The following is an 18,959-nucleotide window of genomic DNA, read 5'->3' as shown; positions in this document are numbered from 1 at the left end:
ATGTGCAGCTAAATTGTATAACACGAAAACCCAAAAATATTGTAGTGCGGGCAAGATGCCCGCACTACAATATACAAATTAAATACGCAACAGCTGATCTTGCATCAGTGACAACAACCGCCTCAGAATGAATTCTGAGGCTAATAGCTAAAGTCTTCTAAAGAAGACTGAGCAAAAGTTTGAGTCCACTAAGCGTGGAGTTGAGCTATCAGCCCAGAACTTGAGTTCTGGGCGGGCGATGGTGCTAATTGAGAATCGTGCAAGATGTGAGTTTAATTTAACTTTTTACTTATTCTGAAATTTTGGCAATTCCGAGTTTTTAGCACGAAGTTTTAAGGGACTTCCAAATAAAAAAATACTCAACTACTTCTTGTGGGGTGGGCATCTTACCTGCCTTAGCTAAGTTGTGAACACGAAGTTCTAAGTTGTGAACACGAAGTTCCGAGTTCTAAGCACGAAGTTCCGAGTTCTAAGCACAAAGTTCCGAGTTCTAAGCACAAAGTTCCGAGTTCTAAGCACAAAGTTCCGAGTTCTGAACACGAAGTACGATAAATAATCATGCACAACCGATCGCTACAGCCGGATTAGTGCGAGATTAGGTGGAGGTTTAACAGTGTTTGAAATCAGCAGGCGGCGGAGTAACCCCAGGTGGAACATTACAGAAGATTTGGCTGGGTATATGTTCATGATGCCCACCATTCTAGTCTTAGGGACTTTTGTAGTCTTACCCATTCTCTACGCCGTTTTTCTTTCCTTACAAAAAGTTCAACTCCTTGGCGGTATTGAATACGAGTTCATCGGTTTTCGGAACTTCACCCGATTAGCTGAAGATCAAAGGGTTTGGATTGCTTTGAGAAACACAGCAGAATATGTAGCCATTGTTGTGCCAACTCAAACTATCCTGGCTTTAATTCTGGCGGTAACTCTGAATTCTGGGATTCGCGGTAAAAATTGGTGGCGCATCCTTTACTTTTTGCCCACAGTCACTTCTTCAACAGTGCTGACGCTTATCTTTATGTGGATTTATAACGCCGATGGGCTACTAAACGATTTTCTCGCTTTTGTGGGGCTACCTACTTATAACTGGTTGGGTGATCCAGCAGTTGCGCTCAAAGGCATTATGATCATGAACATTTGGTCAACTGCGCCGTTTTTCATGGTGATTTATCTGGCGGCGTTGCAAGATATACCCCAAACACTTTATGAAGCGGCGGGACTCGATGGGGCGAATGGATGGCAGCAATTTATTTACATTACTCTCCCCTTGCTGAAGCCTGTAACCTTCTTTGTGGTAGCAGTGGGGGTGATCGGGACTTTTCAACTTTTTGACCAGTCTTACATCTTTTCTGGCGGTACTGGCGGGCCAAACAACGCTACCTTAACTGTGGTGCTGCTAATTTACCAAGCTGTGTTTCGGAATTTACAAATGGGATATGCAGCTGCGATCGCATTTTTGTTAGCAGCAGTGATCATTGCCATCACTTTGATTCAACGGCGACTTTTTGGAGGCGAACGGATTTGACTAACATCTCTGGCTTATCCTGGCTCAAAGTCTTGTTATACCTCTTGCTGACACTCTATGCGATCGTTACCCTAATTCCCTTTCTCTGGGCACTTTCCGCATCATTTAAGCCCCTATCAGAGATTGTCAGCGCCCAACCCAATTTTCTCCCCAAGAATTTTACTCTCGATAACTACAAGCAAATCTTTCTCCAAGAACCGTTATTTTGGCGCTGGTTGTTCAACAGTGTGGCGATCGCCGTCAGCGTCACGCTTTTAAACTTGTTATTAAATTCAATGGCTGGTTATGCCTTAGCAAGACTCCGCTTTGTCGGTAAACGCTTTTGGTTCTTCCTAATTTTGGCAGTACTGGCAGTCCCGGCGCAAATCACCCTAATTCCGACATTTTTGATTTTAAAAGCGATCGGCTGGCTGAATTCTTACCAAGGCATGATAGTGCCTAGCATGGTTAATGCCACATTTATCTTCATGATGCGGCAATTTTTCGTTAATTTTCCTAAAGAATTAGAAGAAGCAGCGCAACTGGATGGCTTAAATACCTTTGGGATATTCCGACATATTGTCTTACCTCTAGCAAAACCAGCACTAGCAGCACAGGCAGTTTTTGTATTCATGGGGAGTTGGAATAATTTTTTACTGCCTATAGTTATTCTATTTGACCCAGAAATGTTTACCCTCCCTTTAGGGCTGAACACCTTCAAAGGTCAATACATCAGCTATTGGAACTACATTATGGCGGCTTCTATGGTCTTCACCCTGCCAGCTTTAGGCATTTACGCCTTCTTTAACCGTTATTTTATTCAAAGCGTCACCTTTACCGGAGGGAAAGGTTAATAATCATTGGGCATAATCATTGGGCATTGGGCAATTCAATTTTGGATTTTAGATTTTGGATTTTGGATTTTGGATTAAATTTCAATTCTTTAATCCAAAAGCGTTCGACTGAGCGCTCACGCCGAAGTCTAAAATCTAAAATTCTCACTCCCCCTCATCCCCCTCATCCCCCCACTCCCCACTCCCCACTCCCCACTCCCCTCCTAATTTGGGCAACAAATTGCACTCCTAACGTGATATTGGTATTACAGCGACTCAATCTCTATCTATCAGTTAATAAGCATTATGGGTTTTGCAGACCTATCGATCGCAGAGATAGCAGCCGACTACAGCATTCCTGTAGAAAAAGTGTTTTCTCTGTGCAACCAACTGGGAATCGCCTACAAACACCAAAAGACCCGTTTGGCGTTAGAAGATGCAAAGGCAATTATTTCCCAAATATCGTCTGAAACACGCCCAAAAGGTACTAGCGACTTGGAGGGTGATAACGAGATCACCTGAAGGGTGATCTCGGAGCTTTGGCTAATCACTGATAGCTAATGACACAGAAGATGAGTCGTTAGCAATTAGCAGCTTGGAGATTGAGAATCGCTTTTTTAGCTGTGTTGAGCGTCAAAATCTTTAAGGGGAAACATGTTTAGAAGACTCATTGGCGTTGTTGTGGTTACTGTTTTACTCTCGTTTCAGTTGATTGTCGGTAGCGCGACAGCAGTGGAACTGGACGAAGCTACCCGAACAGTGCCATTAAATACTCAAGGTGATACCGTCGTACTCAGCCTTAAACAAGTCAAAGAAGGCAAACGTTTATTTAATTACGCTTGCGCCCAATGTCATGCTGGGGGAGTTACCAAGACAAACCAGAACGTTGGACTAGCTCCAGAGGATCTGGCACTGGCAACACCCAACCGTAACAACGTCGAAGGCTTAGTGGATTACCTGAAAAATCCCACTACTTACGACGGGGAAGAAGAGATTTCCGAAATTCACCCCAGTATCAAAAGCGCAGATATTTTCACAGCAGTGCGAAATCTGACGGATGATGACTTGGAAGCGATCGCTGGTCATATTCTCTTACAACCCAAAATCGTTGGCGCTAAGTGGGGAGGTGGAAAAATCTATTACTAAATCCTTGAATTAGTACTGAGTCATTGGGAATAGGGCATTGGGCATTGGGCATTGGGCATTGGGAAAAATCCATTCCCCATTCCCCATTCCCCATTCCCCATTCCCCATTCCCTAATTACTTATTTATGGCAATCTAGTATTTATTACTTGATTGCACAGCTTTTTGCAATAAATTGCTCCCCATTATTAAAAAAAAAATCTATCTATGACAGATTGTCATATTTGGCGTTGATTTTATTTAAAATGAGAAAAGGAAAAAAATTATTTGTTAGGAGAGAGCCATGAAATTGATTTCGGCAAGCTGGCGACGCCTTAGTTTGGCTGTGTTGACAATCCTTTTAGTTGTTAGCAGCTTCGCTGTTTTTACTCCCAGCGCTGCGGCTGAAACTTACAAGGTGAAATTAGGCAGCGATAAAGGACTGCTAGCATTTGAACCGAAAAAGTTGACAATTAAACCAGGTGATACAATTGAATGGGTAAACAACAAAGTTCCTCCCCATAATGTTGTGTTTGATGCTGGTAAAAACCCCAATAAGAGCGCTGATTTAGCAAAATCTCTGTCTCATAAGAAGTTGCTTATGAGTCCTGGTCAAAAGGAAACAACCACCTTCGCCGCAGACGCACCTGCTGGTGACTACACCTTCTACTGTGAACCTCACCGTGGTGCTGGCATGATTGGTACAATCACTGTCGAAGGCTAGAAACACTGTTGTTTAACTAAGATGATTTCTCAGTGAAATTAGCTCATATCAACACGCCACACTCCTAGAGTGACGCACACAATCGATAAATGGCGGTAACGAGTCCTATCCTAAGACCCTAAGCAACTTGTGGGGATGCAGGGGTGAACTCGTTACCGCCAATTTTGATCAAATTTGACTTAATGGGGGATTAATCGCGTTTATACTCTTGCTGGAGGCTTGTTGCGAGGAAATTTTCTTGAGAATACTTTTATTAATCCTACTGTTAGCGATCGCTCTATTCAAATTCACATTCATTAGTCCAGCACTAGCTGCCGAAACATCCAACGGTGCTAAAATCTTCGAGGCTAACTGCGCTTCTTGCCATATCGGTGGCGGTAACATCCTGATTAGCCAGAAAACTTTGAAAAAGGAAGCATTGTCAAAGTACCTAGAAAATTATGATCGCGACTCAATCCAGGCGATTATCCACCAAGTACAAAATGGGAAAAATGCAATGCCTGCCTTTAAAAGCAAATTAAGTTCTGAGGAGATTCTAGAGGTAGCTGCTTACGTTTTTCAGAATGCAGAACAAGGCTGGTAAACTAGCTATACCGTCTAATTATTATGGGGTGAGCGCTCAGTCAAGTCTTGTAGTAGACCCTCTACAGCTAAAATGTTGCAAAAAAAAATTGTAAGTTGGGTGGAGGCTTTGCGTAACCCAGCATCCTGATAGATGTTGGGTTGCGCTCCGCTCCACCCAACCTACGTCTACGTCTAATGCACTATTTTAGCCATGAGAGTCCACTATGTGCATTTCACTAATCTTATACTAGTCCTAATATATGACGAACTAGCGATCGCCAGTTCGTCAACTGCTGGTTACGTAGCTCTCCCGAAATATTGATTCTGATTCCTGAATTCTGACTTCTGAATTCTGACTTCTTCTTCAAGGATTAGATTGTTGTCTGTTTTCCTTCACTTCGCGCAACTGTTCTACTAATTTTTGCTCGGATTCAGCAGAGGACGTAGGCTGACTATTATTGACTCTCGGCAGCAATAACGGTTGGGAAGTAATAGCTGCCGATGAAGGCGTGGGCTGATTACTTCTGATTCCCAGTTCAGACAATGCTTTGGGACTAACTGTCGGTGAGAACTCAGGCTGATTGCTATTGATTCCTGGTGCAACTAATGGTTTGAGAATACTTGTCGGTGAGGACAAAGGCTGGTTATTTCTGATTCGCAAATCAGGTAATGGTTTAAAAGTAGCTGCTGGTGAGGGCGTAAGCTGATTGTTATTGATTCCCGGTGTAGATAATAATGATGAGGGCTTTTGCTCTTGAGTAGTTCCAGTAGTGTTGCTAATGTTGTTTTGGAAACGTAGGTTAAATGGATAGGAACTGATCTGTCTATCTCCCTTGGGGGATTGCTTATTGAAGTATTGCCTTGCTTTTAATTCCAATTCCGGCGAAACTAACTTGTCTTGAAACTTGATATCTAAGACCTTGCCATCAGGATCTACCACTAACATACCCAAAACAGCACCTTCAAGATTCGGCTTATTCGTAGGTAATGTTTGGCGGATGACTGGTTTTTGTTCAGCGTTGGGGTATTGTTGCTGAATTTCTTTTCTCAGGTTTGCGTAGGAGTCTAGCTGTGCAATCGCCAGTTCAGTTCCTTTTCCAGATAAACCAGGTGTCTTGAGCGTAGTTCCCCTAATGGGAGTTAAGCTATCCCCAAACCTGGGAGCTTGTTTTAGAGAGTTTATCAGTGGATTTTGAGCAATTCTAGACGCATCATTAGCCGGTTGCGTCATCTGTAGAGTCCTATTTCCCTGTGCTGTTGCAATGGGGCTAGTGTCAGATAAATTTGAAGATTGGGGATTTTGCAGAATATCATCAGGTATTTTCTGCGACTGCAATTCTGGCAACCTATTTAGAGCCAGTGGCTTAGGTGGCTCGTATTTGCTGGTACTCTCATTCACACGAGGAACTGATGGAGAGAATTTAGCGCTGGTATTGTTGTATTTAGAACTGTCAAATTTAGACGCGTCAAATCGCAAATTATCACTAGGAATCATCCGCAAAGACTGCCTTGTAGGTAAGGAAGAAACCCGATAGCTATTCGATGCTGGGGGTAGCGGAGGCAGTACTAGCTGACTGGATGGCGCTGGTGCCAATGGGGGCAATACAGTTTGGGCGCTAAAGTTGGGAGGAGAAACTGGCGCTACTGGAGGAAATGGTTGTAAACCAACTTGGGGTGTGGTTTGCGGCAAACGGTTTTGGTCGGCTTGGCTCAATTCCAAAAGTCCGACTGTTTTGGATGATGCTGTTTGGTTGGGCTTGCTAGAATCCATAGGCATCAATGGCACAATCATGGCGATCGCACCGTGGATACCAAGAGAGGCTATAGCTGCTATCCCAATTGGCTGGCTTAAGATTTCTGGTATATTTTTCAGCAGGGAGACGTAAGACATAGCTGTTATCGTTCACTCGGCTCAGTTGCAGTTTACTAGCGATTTTATCTTTCCGACCATATTGCAATATTTTGCAAAAGAGGCATCCGTCTAAGGAAATAATAACTTCCTATGCTAGCAATCAAAATGCCAAAATTGCAATTTATTGTTCTGACGCACACAATTAAGATTACTATCTGGGATATTTATAAAGTTTAAGTGAACGCACAAGTTTTAGTACTTCACAACATCTGCTGAAGTTGCCTTGTTTTTTCTACTGTTTTCCAGTCAACTAGGCTTCTGTGGCAGATGGCACACCTGCTGATCCCAGACTAACCCCTATGTAAAAATACTACCACATCAGCAGCCCCTAAAACTGTTGCAAATTGTACAATCTTATTGACTTTTGACTTCCCCGAAGGGGCTGACATTCCCGCCCTAAACGCCACCAAAGCTATTTGGGTTTTTATAAAAGGAGTCAGTCGCGCGATCGCAATTCTAGTTTCTGAATCTGACTACTTCTTCGTCAAAAATGTTCAAACCACCAATCATTGCATCCAAAATCTAAAATGCCGTTACCGACAGTTATTTTGCCTGGATATTTAGAAAGCGCGATCGCTTACCGTCAACTAGAACAATCCCTACAACAGTTAGGTTTTCCCACGGTTACAGTACCACTGCGACGACGTGACTGGCTACCCACTATTGGCGGAAGACCAGTAACACCGATTCTGCAACAACTCGATCTGACGATCAAGCATACATTGCAGCAACATAATGCTACTCAAGTTAATTTGATTGGTCACTCAGCCGGAGGTTGGATATCCCGCATCTACATGGGAGAAAAGCCCTATTTGGTACGTGGTGATGTCAAACCATTGATCTGGGAAGCGCATCCCCTAGTTGCGACTCTGATCACCTTGGGTACACCCCATATTAGTCAAGAACGCTGGACACGCTCCAATCTAGATTTTGTCACCAATAACTACCCAGGAGCTTTTTATAAAAACGTTCGTTATGTTTGTGTCGCTGGCAAAACTATCTATGGGGAAAGGCGACGTGGTAGTTGGTTAGCTTACAGTAGTTATCAATTAACCTGTGGTAAGGGTAACACCTGGGGAGATGGAATCACACCCATCCAAGCTGCTCACCTAAAAGGGGCAGAAAATCTGGTAATTGAAGGTGTGAGGCATTCTCCGAGAAGTCCTGGAATTTGGTATGGTTCAGCAGAACCTTTAAAAGCTTGGGTACAATATTTGATTTAGAAAACTTTATCGAACAGCAATATTGGCACCAGTCGTCAGAATTCAGTTGGGTATTCTGTACGACACAACGACCGGCTCAGTGCATCGCTGGCGGATGAATAACCTCTTTTTAGACCCCCACAAAATCCTAGATTTTGTGGTCAACTTTCGTAGTCGCAGGTCCCAATCCCCGACTGATGGTTACGTAGCTCTGCCGAAGTATTGATTCTGAATTCTGAATTCTGAATTCTGAATTCTGAATTCTGAATTCTGCATTCTTCTTCAACTTTTTCGGAAAATTGCAACATTTATTAATATTTCTTAGCTAAAATTGTAATAAGAAGAATAAATACTTAGTTAAGAACAGGAGGGGTGAGCCATGCAAAGCACCCAGTTCGATAGGATTTTGCGAAGAATAGCGACGATATTATCAGTCGTGATTTTGACTCTGTGCTTAATTTATGTATCTACCGGAGTTTTGCTTGCTTTTTACTATGAACCGACAGCAGGCGGAGCTTATAACTCCTTAAAGATGATTAATACACAACTGCCATACGGCTGGTTGTTTCGGAGAGCGCATGATATTGCTGGTAACGCGGTAATTGCGATCGCTCTAATTCAAATTGTGGTGATGTTTTTAGGTCGGCAATTTCGCAAGAGTTGGCTAGCGGCTTGGATTAGCGGGATTTTGTTGACCCTAAGTGCGATCGGGCTGGATTGGACAGCGATGATTTTAGATTGGACTCAGGAAGGATACTGGCGTTTTAACATTGAGCTAGGAACCATCGAAGCCATTCCTTTTATTGGTGGGCAACTGCGCGAGATCCTGACTGGTGGTGGAGCCATTAACACAGTTACCGTCGAACACCTTTATACAATACACAGTTATCTGATTTCGCTGGTAACGCTAATTCTTGCCATAGTAAATTTATCAGCTTTAGTGTGGCAGGAATGGCAAATGTATCAAGGTGAGTTAGGAGTTAGGAGTTAGGAGTGGGGAGTAGGGAGTGGGGAGTTAGGAGTTATCTCCCTCATCCCCCTCATCCCCCTCATCCCCCTCATCCCCCTCATCTCCCTCATCCCCCTCATCCCCCTCATCCCCCTCATCCCCCTCATCCCCCTCATCCCCCTCATCCCCCAGGAGCCTCACTAGCGGAAAGTTGAGACAATTGCCCCAAGGATACGTCTTCAACCTCCGGTAACTTTTCTAGCGAGAGGGGAGTGGATTGGGTGGCACCAGATAAGCGTTTTAAAAGGCTAGGTCTGGGGTCGTGCAACAGGTAAATAATGCGATCGCCAACTTCCCAATCTTGATTAGCTGGCATTACCTGTAAGCGTTCTTCTCGTTCTAGCAATAGCGGTATCAACACCCCAGTCCGAATCATTTCTTGAATGCGATCGCATTGAGTGGAAAATTCCGACTCATTCAGCGTGGTTGTCCCTAGCTTGACTCGCCCATCATTCAAATATTCATTCCAAGTTTTAATCGCTAAGTCTGGGATAAAAGCTTGATTAACTTTATTACTAACCGAGGTACTCGCTTGCGGATCACGGGGGAAAACAGCTAAGACACGCGGCGGATTAAATTCCTCAGCTGCCCTTTGAGCCAAAACAAAATTCACCTCACCATTATTTGTCATAGCCAAAAAAGTACCCATAGAGGCAAGTCCTGCCTCTTCCAAAACAGCAGCATCCAGCGCACTGCTGGCAATAACCCGGAGATTTTGCGCCTCAGCTTGCACAAGACATTGGGGGTCAGTATCAATCATCACCACGTTTTCTTCGCGTTCTTGAAAGAACCGGGCAATCAAAAGACTCAAGGGACTACAACCCACAATCACTGCCCCAGTTACATCTTTGGAGGTGATTTGCAGCCATTTAGCAACCCAGCCAGCTGTTAGCCCTTGACAGACAACAGTCATGATAATTGTCAGGAAAACTAGAGCTTTGATGGAATCACCGCCGTTAATGCCGCGCTGTGTCAGCGAAATCGCAAAAAAAGAAGCTACGGAGGCGGCAACAATTCCTCTAGGTGCAACCCAGCTTAAAAATAGTTTCTGTCGCCAGTTTAGGTCACTGTTCCAGGTACACAACAGGATATTAATCGGGCGAACGACAAACATTAGTACCAAAACAGTGAATAAACTACCCCAACCCAAAGCAAACACACTCGCAATCGATAGGTCAGCAGCTAATAAGATAAATAGCACCGAGACGCTGAGAATTGTCAGCTGACCCTTAAAGCTGCGTAATAAGCGTTCTTCTGGGACTGAGGAGTTAGCAAAGACTGCCCCTGCAACTACTGTTGTCATTACTCCCGATTCACTGCGGATCATTTGCGATAAGGTAAACAGGCTCCAAAGTATCGCTAACACCACTAAGTTTTTTAGCTCAAATGACAGAAAACTGGCACGTTTGAAAATCAAACTCATCAGATAACCGCCAGCACCACCAATTGCTGCGCCAACACCCAGGCGCATCAATAAACGGACGATCGCATTGATGGGGTCAGCATCGCCGCTCAAAATGGTATCGAGGACAACGAAGGCGAGGATCGCCCCTACAGGGTCAATTAAAATCCCTTCTCCTTCCAAAAGTGTTGCCACTTGCCGATCTACATTGATTTGTTTGAGCAAAGGACCAACGACGGTTGGGCCTGTCACCACAATTATGGAAGCATAGAGAAAAGCTATGTTCCAGGGAAATTCACCCAGCCAGTGGGCTGCCATACTCCCACCCAGCAATGTGATCAGCGTTCCGAGAGTCACAAGCAATTGCAGGCTGACTGAAACTCTGCCTAACTCTCGCAGATCCAAGTTAAGCCCGCCTTCAAACAAAATTATTGCCGTTGCTAGGGCGACAATAACTTCTAGCCCACTGCCTAGCAAATGGGGATGCAACAGTCCTAAGCCATCAGAGCCAAAGAGGATGCCTAATAGCAATAACAAGACGATGCTCGGTAAACGAAGGTATGCAGCCAGCACTTGGGCGCTAATGCCTGCAAAGACAGCGATCGCCATCTGTAGGGTGATTTCAAAAGATGCTTCCATGTTGTAGATTTTGAGCTATTTATTTCAAAATCTTTTGTCAGAAACCGTAGATATTAACTCTACAGGGTACAACATCATACCCTTTCTCCTTTCCTGAATTCAGCGTTTTTTCGATCTGTGTATCCCCCGAAGTTGCGATCGCCCGATGCTGACGCACCCTGCGGGAAGCTGCACAAGCATCTACAGATTTCTCTTTGTGTTTCCATGTCTTTGTATCCTCTTCAAGTTTTTGCCTCCACCCAGTTTAGCTGTCACAAACTTTTTTTGGCAAAAGCTGTTGACAAGAGCCAGGAAATTCGTTACCTTATAAAAGGTCTGAGTCCGATGCCCCCATCGTCTAGAGGCCTAGGACACCTCCCTTTCACGGAGGTAACGGGGATTCGAATTCCCCTGGGGGTACTTAAAATAATTCGTAATTCGTAATTCGTAATTAAGTTTTGTGAGGGGCATTTCAATTAGGCTTCAATTCGTGCTGCCGTCGTTAGGCAGGGGAATTAAACTGAACATACTTTGTTAACAACAATAAAAAGCAAAAGCTTTTTTACTCGAAATCTAGGAAGCAAAACGATCATTCAAGATTCTTCCTGAATGATCGTTTAACTAGACATCAGGTTCTTTGCTCGCTAACTCTTCTACACGTTGGTAAATAGCCAGAAGATTTAATCGCAAATCTTTGCTCAGGCGATTTTCAATGATTCCCACTGGCATAGTGCGTTTAGGCCAAACTTGAATTATATAGCACAGATTTGTTCCTATATACTCACCGAGGGAATAAGGCTCTAAGCACCAGCTACCAGAAAAGTCTTTAAAATCTCCCTCTACCATGCGGAAATTAATTTCTTTAGGGAAGTATTCTTCCAGATCCAGAACTACCCGCGCACTAAAGTTGAAATTTAGTAAGCGCTGGGAGCCTACTTGTTCCAGTCGAATACCACCATTAGGATGCTCGATTAGACGACTCTTGGCGAGGTTGGGGAGAAAGTCAGGTAAGGCTTCATAATCTGTCAGAACCTTCCAGATTTGTGCCACTGGGTGGGGAATTTGGACTTTAGCAGTAATTCGCCGTTGCCGCTCTGCTATTTTCTCAATTTCAACTTCTACCTTAGCCGCCAAAGCAAATGCATGAGTAGGTAAATCCTCCTCTTGCTTGGTGCGATCAGTGAGAGACTGGAAATCAGGGTTCTCTGTGGTGTTTTGTTTTTTAGTCACTTTCAGAATTATCAAAAAATTGGGTTTAAAACCCCGTGCTTCTAGCACGGCTTTAAGTTTTGTGGCTCTTGTCTTTCATCCCCGTTACAAAAGTACAGACGCGATTAATCGCGTCTCTACGACTTCCGACTTCCGACTTCATTAAGGTTTGCTTTCGTCAGAAAACTGAGGCAGAGTCAGGGTGAAGCAAATTTCGCTCTGCTCAGAATCCGAGATTTGGAGACTTTCAACAGCGATCGCTCCATTCAGATGTTGCACTAAAGACTTGACTAGAGCAAGTCCCAAGCCAGTTCCGGCAGTCCAGCGCCCTTTGCCGCGACGGAACTTGTCAAAGATGTAGGTGGCTTCTTCTTCGGAGATGGCACGTCCTGTATTCGTCACCTTTATGATAACTTGATCAATTTGTTGATCAACTCGGTGAGCAGCTTGCAAATGTACAATTGTATCACGCTCTGAGTATTTACAGGCATTTGTTAACAACTCTTGCAGAATGCGGTCAAAACTCTCTAGTTCAGTTTGCAGTTTTAGCGACTCTTGGGGCAAATCTACAGAAATCTTTAATCCCTTATCTGCGAGTTTTTTCTCAAAAGATGCTGCTATATCCTGGATTCTAGTATTTAAATGTATAGGTTGTAATTGCGGAGCTTCGTGAGGCGACTCTAGTTTCTGGAGTGTCAACAAGTCATTAATCAAGTTGATTTCCTTTGTACATTCCTCCTCTAGAATATCCATATATCTAACTTGACGCTCTGGTGTTATCCCTGGCAAACGTAAGTTCCGAATTGACATCAGCATATTTGTCAGAGGATAGCGCAAGCGATCGCTCATGTTGCTCAAAAATTCATCTTTGAGTTCGTTAAGTTTCCGCAGTTGCTCAACATACTGCCGTGTTCTTTCATGCAATTTCGCCTGGAGTTCCAGACTACTCTGGAGTTTCGCTGTGCGCTCATCTACCAAAGTTTGCACTTGGCGCAATGTCTGTGACTGAATTATGGCGTTACTCACTTGAGCAGAAACCATTTCTACAAGATTTAATTCTGCTAGTTGCCAACTGCGAGTCACAGATTGCTGTAGCACCAAGAATCCTAAGATTTTACCCTGAGTCTCTAATGGCACTAATAGTACCGCAGGAAATTCCTCGACTGCAAATAATGCAGCAGCTGGCGAGGTATCGTTTTGGTCTGTATAGTCATCAAAGCTTAGTGGTTTTGCAGAATCGATGAAGGCACGCTGGCATAAACCACAGTCTGAAAGCAAGAAAGACTGATTTAAGGCATTTGGTTTACTAGTGCGGAGGCTTTGCATTTGCCCAGTCCATTCACCAATCACAGTAGCTTTCGCTTTCGGAATTTGTTTTTTAGCTTGAGTCCTAAATAGGGGATCTGTATATTTTAGTAGTATAAGTAAACCCCGATCTGCCTGTAGAGATTCGGCAGTCGATGCGATAACTAGCTGGAGCATTTGATTAAGCTCCAAGTTGCTACGACTCAATATAGTTAATTGCTTGATTAAGCTTTGATGCTGCTTGCTCTTTTCCAGGTACTGCTGTTGATGAGCAATTAGTTGAGCTTGTGCCACACCCGAAAAAGCGAGCGCGCAAGCCCACTCCACTTGTTTGAGCAATTGTATTTCTGATTCACTCCAATCATAAGGTTGGAATTTAATCAGACCAATCACCCCATTATTATTGCCACCAAATCGGGTGGTAATTGCCAAAACTGCTTTTATCGGTAGTGGCAAATATTGACAACCAATTACCAGACTGTTGTGAATCAGGGAAATATCTTCAATAGTCAATGGTTGGGCAGCACATTGCAGCACTGGCGAGTGCATAAGCAACTGTTCCATTGAAAACATCTTTTCTGGGTGTGGCAACCCTAGATACTCATCAGCACACCAATTAGTACTAATTGGTTCGTCGGATGTCTCACCCGTTACTGAAACCAAACAGCAACAATCTACTTGAAAGACAACCCCTAGCAAATGGGCAATATCTTGCAGTACCAATGCCGTCGCCGAGCTATTGGCAATGATTTGGTTAATCTTCTGTACCAACTGGTGGGCAGATTCTTCCTGATGTAGCATCAGCTCCCCTTGGTAAGGTTGTAGTCGATCTATCTCATCGACGTAATCTTGCGGCGACGATAAAGGCTTTTTCATTCTTAGTACGCCCTTGGATAATAACACCATTGTTTTTGCACCCAACCTCTTGGCATATTCTTCACCATTAGTTGTGTTGTATTGCTACACCCTGATAATTGACATATCTTGTATAGATACTTCGTCTCACCTGTTATAGCCCTTTTCTATCTCAGATCGTCAAGTTACCACTTGCTCAAGTAAATTGCTACATTGCTATATAAGTAACTGAATACTTAAGATATCCTATAACTGATTCATTTAGCTTATTTTTGACTGCTCTATGTTGAAATTATGTATTAACTTTATCCGATATTTAAGTATACACAAACCGTAATTTCTCTGGAATTTCACCAAAACTGCCTTTAATTTCACGTAAAATTACTTAAGTTATTCTGATTTCTTTAATAAATTTTTATTACATTTTGTCTTAAACCGAGTAGGTTCAACAAGCTACTCTTTGATCTCCGTAACTCTCAGTAAGATTTTCTTGAAGAAGAATGCAGAATCCAGAATTCAGAATTCAGCAATCTTTCAGTCGGGGATTCAGCGCAAAGTGCGGTCTTGGGGTCTCCCCCGCCGCAGGATGCGCGAAGCGCTGTAGAGGAGCAACTTTGTAAGAGAGACCCGCCACTAAACTAAATTGTTGCACCACCAAATCATAGATTTGGTAAGGGTCTTAAACCCAGTTATTCAGACGCTCGCGGACTCGCTAACGCTGCGCTATCCGCTTTTTCGTTCAGAATTCATTCTGAATTCTGAATTCTGACTCCTGACTCCTGAATTCTGTTCGATAAAACTAAATTTTGAATGCAGCCCAATTATTTTTACCTTACTGAGTGCTGAGTAATGCAAAAGTACCCATCAGTGATGTACTTGGGTTTTTGCCCCGCCCTTTGTGGAGCCACTGCGGTCTTTTTAATTTCCACGGAGGAGCAAATGGCGTGGCGGTCTTTTAACTCAGCACTCTTGATTAATAATCGGGCTGCATTGCCGAAATATAAGACTAGAGAGCCAAACTCTCGACACTCAGAGGAACCATATCGCCATTCCTCGTTAGTCCTAACAACATCGGTTGTTGGGGTTGAATTAGTTGACCTGTAAGTACACAGCGTTCTTCTTGTTGAGCTGTGGCAGCTATGCTAGCTCGAATGTCGGATCGCGAAAATCGCGGCTTCCACTCACCTGATTTTTGCTGGACATAATTCCAAAGGATATCTCGGATCAGAGCTTGATATCCCTGATTCCCAGCTATTTCTTTGAGCTTATCTTTGAGTTCCCGCTCCAGGCGGATGCTGGTAACTTCCATATCGGTGGTTGGGGTGCGAGCGATCGTATGCATCACTTTTTCTCCTTGAAAGTATAGACAGGATAGTAATACAAGTGTAGTATGTTTAAAGGAATGTTCAATAGGTGAAATTTTCTGTGAAATCCATTTACCCCATCTCTACTTCTTTGGGCGCTACCAATTGCCGAGCCGGTTGGGAATCAGCTGCTATGGGATTGGAGTATTTATTTATGGGCGATGGTAGCCGAAATCATGGGCAAATCACAGAGGGTAATTATGATTTTAGACATCTCAGCATTAGTGCGCTGATTGCAAAACCACAACTAGACGAAAAAAGCGGGGGGTACAGGCAAAGAAATACTGTACCAATATAGACCAGAAAATTTTCCGGTCAATTCTAACCCCCGCTTCACCCAAACGAAGCGGGGGTTTTTTTATAAGGAGTTAAGCTGTGACGATATCTTCCATGCGCGGCGCGATCGCAATGCAAGTGTTAGAGCAATCTGTGGTGGTGTTTTCTCAAAATTACTTGCCACTGTGTCGGGTCAATATCAAGCGGGCGATTGTGCTGTTAGTAACCAACAAAGCCCAAGCGCTGGGTTTTACCACAGAAGGCGGATGGCGAGTTCACTCACCCAGTTTGGTAATTGATGTGCCAAAACACATTCGCTTGACAATCACTTCCAATGAGCGGATGTGGAAAGTTCCGCCAGTGAATCGGCGGGAAGTGTTGCGACGAGATCATCACAGTTGCCAATATTGCGGTAGCGGCAAACATCTAACGCTAGATCATGTGATGCCGCGATCGAAAGGCGGTTCTCACACTTGGGATAACGTAGTCACAGCTTGTGAGAGATGTAACTCCCGTAAAAGCGATCGCACCTTGTTTGAGGCTGGTATGCAACTGCGTACCAAACCAAAAGCACCAATGCACCCTGCGATTTCTTTTGCTGAACAGTTTTGGATAGATATGCAAGGAAGCCTGGAATAACAGGAGAGCATAAGGAATGCTGAAATTAACTTACACTGAAAGTAGCTTTGATTTGGAATGTATCACTCTGTCGCTAGAAGAATGGGTAGCGCAGCGAGTGATTTTAGCCCTGCGAGTTGGGCAAAGTTTATGCATTGAACCCAGTACCGCTTCCTTTTTGCTTCCTGTTGATTTGCCAGGAGTAGAAGTACTCAGGGCTGAGGTAAAAAGAGATGACAGAGGAATCATTGCCCTCTGTGCCTGCGATGCCGAATATATGGAAGTCACCCTGCGGGGTTCTTGGCTATCAGATAGTTATAAGGATGCTGTAGGTGTGTTTGTCACCACTATGAGCGATCGCGCTGAGTTCTTTTTGCATAAACTTTGGCAGGAAGCTCAAGAGAGCAGTGCTTCTGTCATGAGCGAATAAACAAATAGTAGGGTGACTCAATTTTGGATTTTGGATTTTGGATTTTAGATTTTAGATTTGTTCTCAGGTTGAAATTCGGGGGCAACTTTCAATACGGTTCGCATAAGAGTTGATCCCCCCAACCCCCCTTAAAAAGGGGGGCTAATAATGGCTCTATTTCCCCCTTTTTAAGGGGGACTAAGGGGGATCTTTAAGGACTATGCACCTTAACCGAACCGTATTGGGGCAATTCTTGGAGAAACTGCGAGAACAGACCTTTTTGGATTTTGGATTATTCAATCCAAAATCCAAAATTTAAAATCTAAAATTCGGTGAGTAGAATTTCTCACCCTTTATTGTCCCATTTCCAGTAGTTCGGGAATTGTCACAAATCGGTAGCCCTGCTCTTTGAGTCCGTTGATGATTTGTGGCAAAGCTTGTACAGTTCTTTGGCGATCGCCACCACCATCATGCATTAAAACAATAGAACCAGGTTTGGCGCCTTTCAGGACATTATTTACAAATGCCTGCGGTTTGGCGTGAGGATCAGTATCAGCTGAAGTTACTGACCACATAATTACAGCGTCCTTCTGGCTTTTGGCGTAAGCGGCTAGTCCGTTATTTAAAACACCTCCAGGAGGACGAAACAGAGCAGTTTTGACTCCTGTAGTTTTATATATCAGGTCAGATGTGCGATCAATTTCACTCTTGGCTGTGGCTTCATCCATTCGCCGATACCAATGATGCCAAGTATGGTTGCCAATGGCGTGTCCCTCGGCTACCTCACGCTTGGCTAGGTCAGGACTGGCTTTCAAGGCTTGTCCTACCCAAAAGAATGTCACCTTAACATCATTTTGCTTCAAGATATCCAGCATTTCTAGGGTTGTCTTTGGCCAGGGTCCATCATCAATGCCTAAAGCAATAACCTTCTCGTTGTTCCTGGGATGCACCTGATAAACAGTTTTTCCCTGAAATTTAGCTGGGACTGTAAAGGTAGGGTTTTCTACTTTGGCTGATGGCGGTAGTTGGGCATTAATTTGGCCTTTTGCTGGATGATCTGGATCTTGTGCAGTATGGATTTTGCTTAAAGGCTGGTTCAACCCCAATTGTGGGGAGGTGCCTGGAGCAATACTACAAGCTGTAATCCAAGAGGCGATCGCAACAACACTAATTATCTTTTGTCGCTTGAGGTAGTTGTCTGTCACGTCAGGCTTTTAAATACTCACCCAATCATAACTGTAGTTTAACTTTTCAGAGGGGTTAGCAAGTTCAAACCTAAGTGCAGCAGCTTTTCTAGACAATTTCAAAAAAACTTTCTCAAACCCCTTGACACCTCTTGTAGTATTTTGTAGTATGCATGTAGTGAGGCGAAAGACAAAGCTTCGCAAGGGTCAAAGTTATGTTCTACATCCAACTAAAGGACAGGCGTTGGAATAAACCAAAGTCCACAGTCAACAAAGCTGCTTTTACTTGCAAACCATCTAAGTTTGCACTCATGAAAACCACTGAATACATCCGTAATACACAATAGGGTTGCTACCTAGAGTTTCGGTTGTTTTCCTAACAGTTTCTATAATTTTTCTGAACCTTGAAAACTAAATAAGAAATGGGCAAGTTCACCAAAAAAATCTGTGCCTAAAAACCTCAAAGTTTAGGCACAAATTCCAAAAAATCGGGGTGTAGCTCAATTGGCTAGAGCGTTCCGTTGTCTGCGGAAATGTTGCGGGTTCAAGTCCCGTCACCCTGGTTGTAGTCCCGTAGGCGAATAGTTTAAGCCGTCAGTCTACGGCAGTCGCTACAACGGAGGGAACCTCCGCAACGCGCTGCCTCCTCAAGCTGAAAATTGCGAGTGCGAATCTCGTCGGGACTCCCAAATGGCTGAGTAGCCAAGTGGTCGAAGGCGTCGGTCTGCAAAACCGATATCGTGAGTTCAAATCTCACCTCAGCCTTTGGTGCGATCGCAGCGTAGCTTAATTAGCAAAGCCCCAGGTTCATACCCTGGTATATGCGGGTGCAAATCCCGCCACTGCCACCA

General features: G+C 43.9%; 17 protein-coding genes and 5 tRNA genes. 16 read left to right on the top strand and 6 right to left on the bottom strand.

Annotation, left to right across the window (positions count from 1 at the left end):
* The first annotated feature begins 613 nt into the window (after positions 1–613).
* From V7K27_RS09425 to petJ, 6 genes are all read left to right on the top strand, one after another.
* Positions 614–1,522 (top strand): carbohydrate ABC transporter permease, encoded by a 909-nt coding sequence (locus V7K27_RS09425; protein WP_334946444.1) that lies wholly within the window; start codon positions 614–616, stop codon positions 1,520–1,522.
* Positions 1,519–2,355, top strand: coding sequence for a carbohydrate ABC transporter permease (locus V7K27_RS09420; RefSeq protein WP_334946442.1), 837 nt, complete (start codon positions 1,519–1,521; stop codon positions 2,353–2,355). The genes V7K27_RS09425 and V7K27_RS09420 overlap by 4 nt, the downstream gene beginning before the upstream one ends.
* 285 nt (positions 2,356–2,640) lie before the next feature.
* On the top strand, positions 2,641–2,856 hold the full coding sequence (locus tag V7K27_RS09415; RefSeq protein ID WP_334827186.1) for a hypothetical protein: 216 nt from the start codon (positions 2,641–2,643) through the stop codon (positions 2,854–2,856).
* A gap of 132 nt (positions 2,857–2,988) precedes the next feature.
* A complete protein-coding gene (gene psbV, locus V7K27_RS09410; RefSeq protein ID WP_334946440.1) occupies positions 2,989–3,480 on the top strand; it encodes a photosystem II cytochrome c-550 in 492 nt (163 codons plus the stop codon).
* A 281-nt stretch (positions 3,481–3,761) separates the two neighbouring features.
* Positions 3,762–4,181, top strand: a complete 420-nt coding sequence (gene petE, locus V7K27_RS09405) for a plastocyanin (protein ID WP_334946438.1) — start codon at positions 3,762–3,764, stop codon at positions 4,179–4,181.
* 238 nt (positions 4,182–4,419) lie between these two features.
* Positions 4,420–4,764, top strand: coding sequence for a cytochrome c6 PetJ (gene petJ, locus V7K27_RS09400; protein WP_334761071.1), 345 nt, complete (start codon positions 4,420–4,422; stop codon positions 4,762–4,764).
* Between the two features lie 345 nt (positions 4,765–5,109).
* On the opposite strand, the gene V7K27_RS09395 is transcribed toward petJ, so the two are convergent.
* The gene (locus tag V7K27_RS09395) at positions 5,110–6,636 is read right to left on the bottom strand and encodes a hypothetical protein (RefSeq protein ID WP_334946436.1); all 1,527 of its coding nucleotides are present in this window, start codon (positions 6,634–6,636) and stop codon (positions 5,110–5,112) included.
* Positions 6,637–7,184: 548 nt separating this feature from the next.
* Here V7K27_RS09395 and V7K27_RS09390 point away from each other — a divergent pair.
* Together V7K27_RS09390 and V7K27_RS09385 are read left to right on the top strand one after the other, a co-directional pair.
* Positions 7,185–7,880, top strand: coding sequence for an esterase/lipase family protein (locus V7K27_RS09390; protein ID WP_334946434.1), 696 nt, complete (start codon positions 7,185–7,187; stop codon positions 7,878–7,880).
* Positions 7,881–8,238: 358 nt separating this feature from the next.
* A complete protein-coding gene (locus tag V7K27_RS09385) occupies positions 8,239–8,850 on the top strand; it encodes a cytochrome b N-terminal domain-containing protein (protein ID WP_334946432.1) in 612 nt (203 codons plus the stop codon).
* Between the two features lie 139 nt (positions 8,851–8,989).
* Here V7K27_RS09385 and V7K27_RS09380 read toward each other — a convergent pair whose 3' ends face one another.
* Positions 8,990–10,909, bottom strand: coding sequence for a cation:proton antiporter (locus V7K27_RS09380; protein ID WP_334946430.1), 1,920 nt, complete (start codon positions 10,907–10,909; stop codon positions 8,990–8,992).
* A 326-nt stretch (positions 10,910–11,235) separates the two neighbouring features.
* Here V7K27_RS09380 and V7K27_RS09375 point away from each other — a divergent pair.
* Positions 11,236–11,308: transfer RNA gene (locus V7K27_RS09375), tRNA-Glu, on the top strand.
* Positions 11,309–11,509: 201 nt separating this feature from the next.
* On the opposite strand, the gene V7K27_RS09370 is transcribed toward V7K27_RS09375, so the two are convergent.
* The 3 genes from V7K27_RS09370 to V7K27_RS09360 all read right to left on the bottom strand — a co-directional run bounded on the left by V7K27_RS09370 (position 11,510) and on the right by V7K27_RS09360 (position 15,599).
* Positions 11,510–12,118 carry an SRPBCC family protein gene (locus V7K27_RS09370; protein WP_334946429.1) on the bottom strand — a complete coding sequence of 203 codons (609 nt, stop codon included), beginning with the start codon at positions 12,116–12,118 and terminating at the stop codon, positions 11,510–11,512.
* A gap of 141 nt (positions 12,119–12,259) precedes the next feature.
* Entirely contained in the window at positions 12,260–14,278 is a 2,019-nt protein-coding gene (locus tag V7K27_RS09365) for a GAF domain-containing sensor histidine kinase (protein ID WP_334946427.1), read from the bottom strand.
* Positions 14,279–15,263: 985 nt separating this feature from the next.
* The gene (locus tag V7K27_RS09360; RefSeq protein WP_334946426.1) at positions 15,264–15,599 is read right to left on the bottom strand and encodes a hypothetical protein; all 336 of its coding nucleotides are present in this window, start codon (positions 15,597–15,599) and stop codon (positions 15,264–15,266) included.
* 71 nt (positions 15,600–15,670) lie between these two features.
* Here V7K27_RS09360 and V7K27_RS09355 point away from each other — a divergent pair, with 71 nt between their 5' ends.
* From V7K27_RS09355 to V7K27_RS09345, 3 genes are all read left to right on the top strand, one after another.
* Positions 15,671–15,919 carry a hypothetical protein gene (locus V7K27_RS09355; RefSeq protein ID WP_334946424.1) on the top strand — a complete coding sequence of 83 codons (249 nt, stop codon included), beginning with the start codon at positions 15,671–15,673 and terminating at the stop codon, positions 15,917–15,919.
* A gap of 110 nt (positions 15,920–16,029) precedes the next feature.
* Complete coding sequence (locus V7K27_RS09350) at positions 16,030–16,536, top strand: HNH endonuclease (RefSeq protein WP_442947601.1); 507 nt, start codon at positions 16,030–16,032, stop codon at positions 16,534–16,536.
* 16 nt (positions 16,537–16,552) lie between these two features.
* The gene (locus V7K27_RS09345) at positions 16,553–16,945 is read left to right on the top strand and encodes an alr0857 family protein (protein ID WP_334946422.1); all 393 of its coding nucleotides are present in this window, start codon (positions 16,553–16,555) and stop codon (positions 16,943–16,945) included.
* A 332-nt stretch (positions 16,946–17,277) separates the two neighbouring features.
* Here V7K27_RS09345 and V7K27_RS09340 read toward each other — a convergent pair whose 3' ends face one another.
* Positions 17,278–18,129 (bottom strand): polysaccharide deacetylase family protein, encoded by an 852-nt coding sequence (locus V7K27_RS09340; protein ID WP_334946420.1) that lies wholly within the window; start codon positions 18,127–18,129, stop codon positions 17,278–17,280.
* Between the two features lie 468 nt (positions 18,130–18,597).
* On the opposite strand from V7K27_RS09340, the gene V7K27_RS09335 reads away from it, so the two are divergent.
* The 4 genes from V7K27_RS09335 to V7K27_RS09320 all read left to right on the top strand — a co-directional run bounded on the left by V7K27_RS09335 (position 18,598) and on the right by V7K27_RS09320 (position 18,959).
* Positions 18,598–18,671: transfer RNA gene (locus tag V7K27_RS09335), tRNA-Asp, on the top strand.
* A 4-nt stretch (positions 18,672–18,675) separates the two neighbouring features.
* Positions 18,676–18,797, top strand: a tRNA-OTHER gene (locus V7K27_RS09330).
* 3 nt (positions 18,798–18,800) lie between these two features.
* Positions 18,801–18,873, top strand: a tRNA-Cys gene (locus V7K27_RS09325).
* A gap of 10 nt (positions 18,874–18,883) precedes the next feature.
* Positions 18,884–18,959: transfer RNA gene (locus V7K27_RS09320), tRNA-Met, on the top strand.

The organism is Nostoc sp. (assembly GCF_036919575.1).
In the GTDB taxonomy this organism is placed as follows: Bacteria; Cyanobacteriota; Cyanobacteriia; order Cyanobacteriales; family Nostocaceae; genus Nostoc.
This window is presented reverse-complemented; position numbering and strand designations above follow the sequence as displayed.

What these genes read in the sequence shown, in the direction of transcription:
- petE (WP_334946438.1), top strand. Translation starts at nt 3,762, where the DNA reads ATGAAATTGATTTCGGCAAGCTGGCGACGCCTTAGTTTGGCTGTGTTG.
- psbV (WP_334946440.1), top strand. Translation starts at nt 2,989, where the DNA reads ATGTTTAGAAGACTCATTGGCGTTGTTGTGGTTACTGTTTTACTCTCG.
- V7K27_RS09395 (WP_334946436.1), bottom strand. Translation starts at nt 6,636, where the DNA reads ATGTCTTACGTCTCCCTGCTGAAAAATATACCAGAAATCTTAAGCCAG.
- V7K27_RS09360 (WP_334946426.1), bottom strand. Translation starts at nt 15,599, where the DNA reads ATGCATACGATCGCTCGCACCCCAACCACCGATATGGAAGTTACCAGC.
- V7K27_RS09390 (WP_334946434.1), top strand. Translation starts at nt 7,185, where the DNA reads ATGCCGTTACCGACAGTTATTTTGCCTGGATATTTAGAAAGCGCGATC.
- V7K27_RS09385 (WP_334946432.1), top strand. Translation starts at nt 8,239, where the DNA reads ATGCAAAGCACCCAGTTCGATAGGATTTTGCGAAGAATAGCGACGATA.
- V7K27_RS09380 (WP_334946430.1), bottom strand. Translation starts at nt 10,909, where the DNA reads ATGGAAGCATCTTTTGAAATCACCCTACAGATGGCGATCGCTGTCTTT.
- V7K27_RS09350 (WP_442947601.1), top strand. Translation starts at nt 16,030, where the DNA reads ATGCAAGTGTTAGAGCAATCTGTGGTGGTGTTTTCTCAAAATTACTTG.
- V7K27_RS09345 (WP_334946422.1), top strand. Translation starts at nt 16,553, where the DNA reads ATGCTGAAATTAACTTACACTGAAAGTAGCTTTGATTTGGAATGTATC.
- V7K27_RS09415 (WP_334827186.1), top strand. Translation starts at nt 2,641, where the DNA reads ATGGGTTTTGCAGACCTATCGATCGCAGAGATAGCAGCCGACTACAGC.
- V7K27_RS09365 (WP_334946427.1), bottom strand. Translation starts at nt 14,278, where the DNA reads ATGAAAAAGCCTTTATCGTCGCCGCAAGATTACGTCGATGAGATAGAT.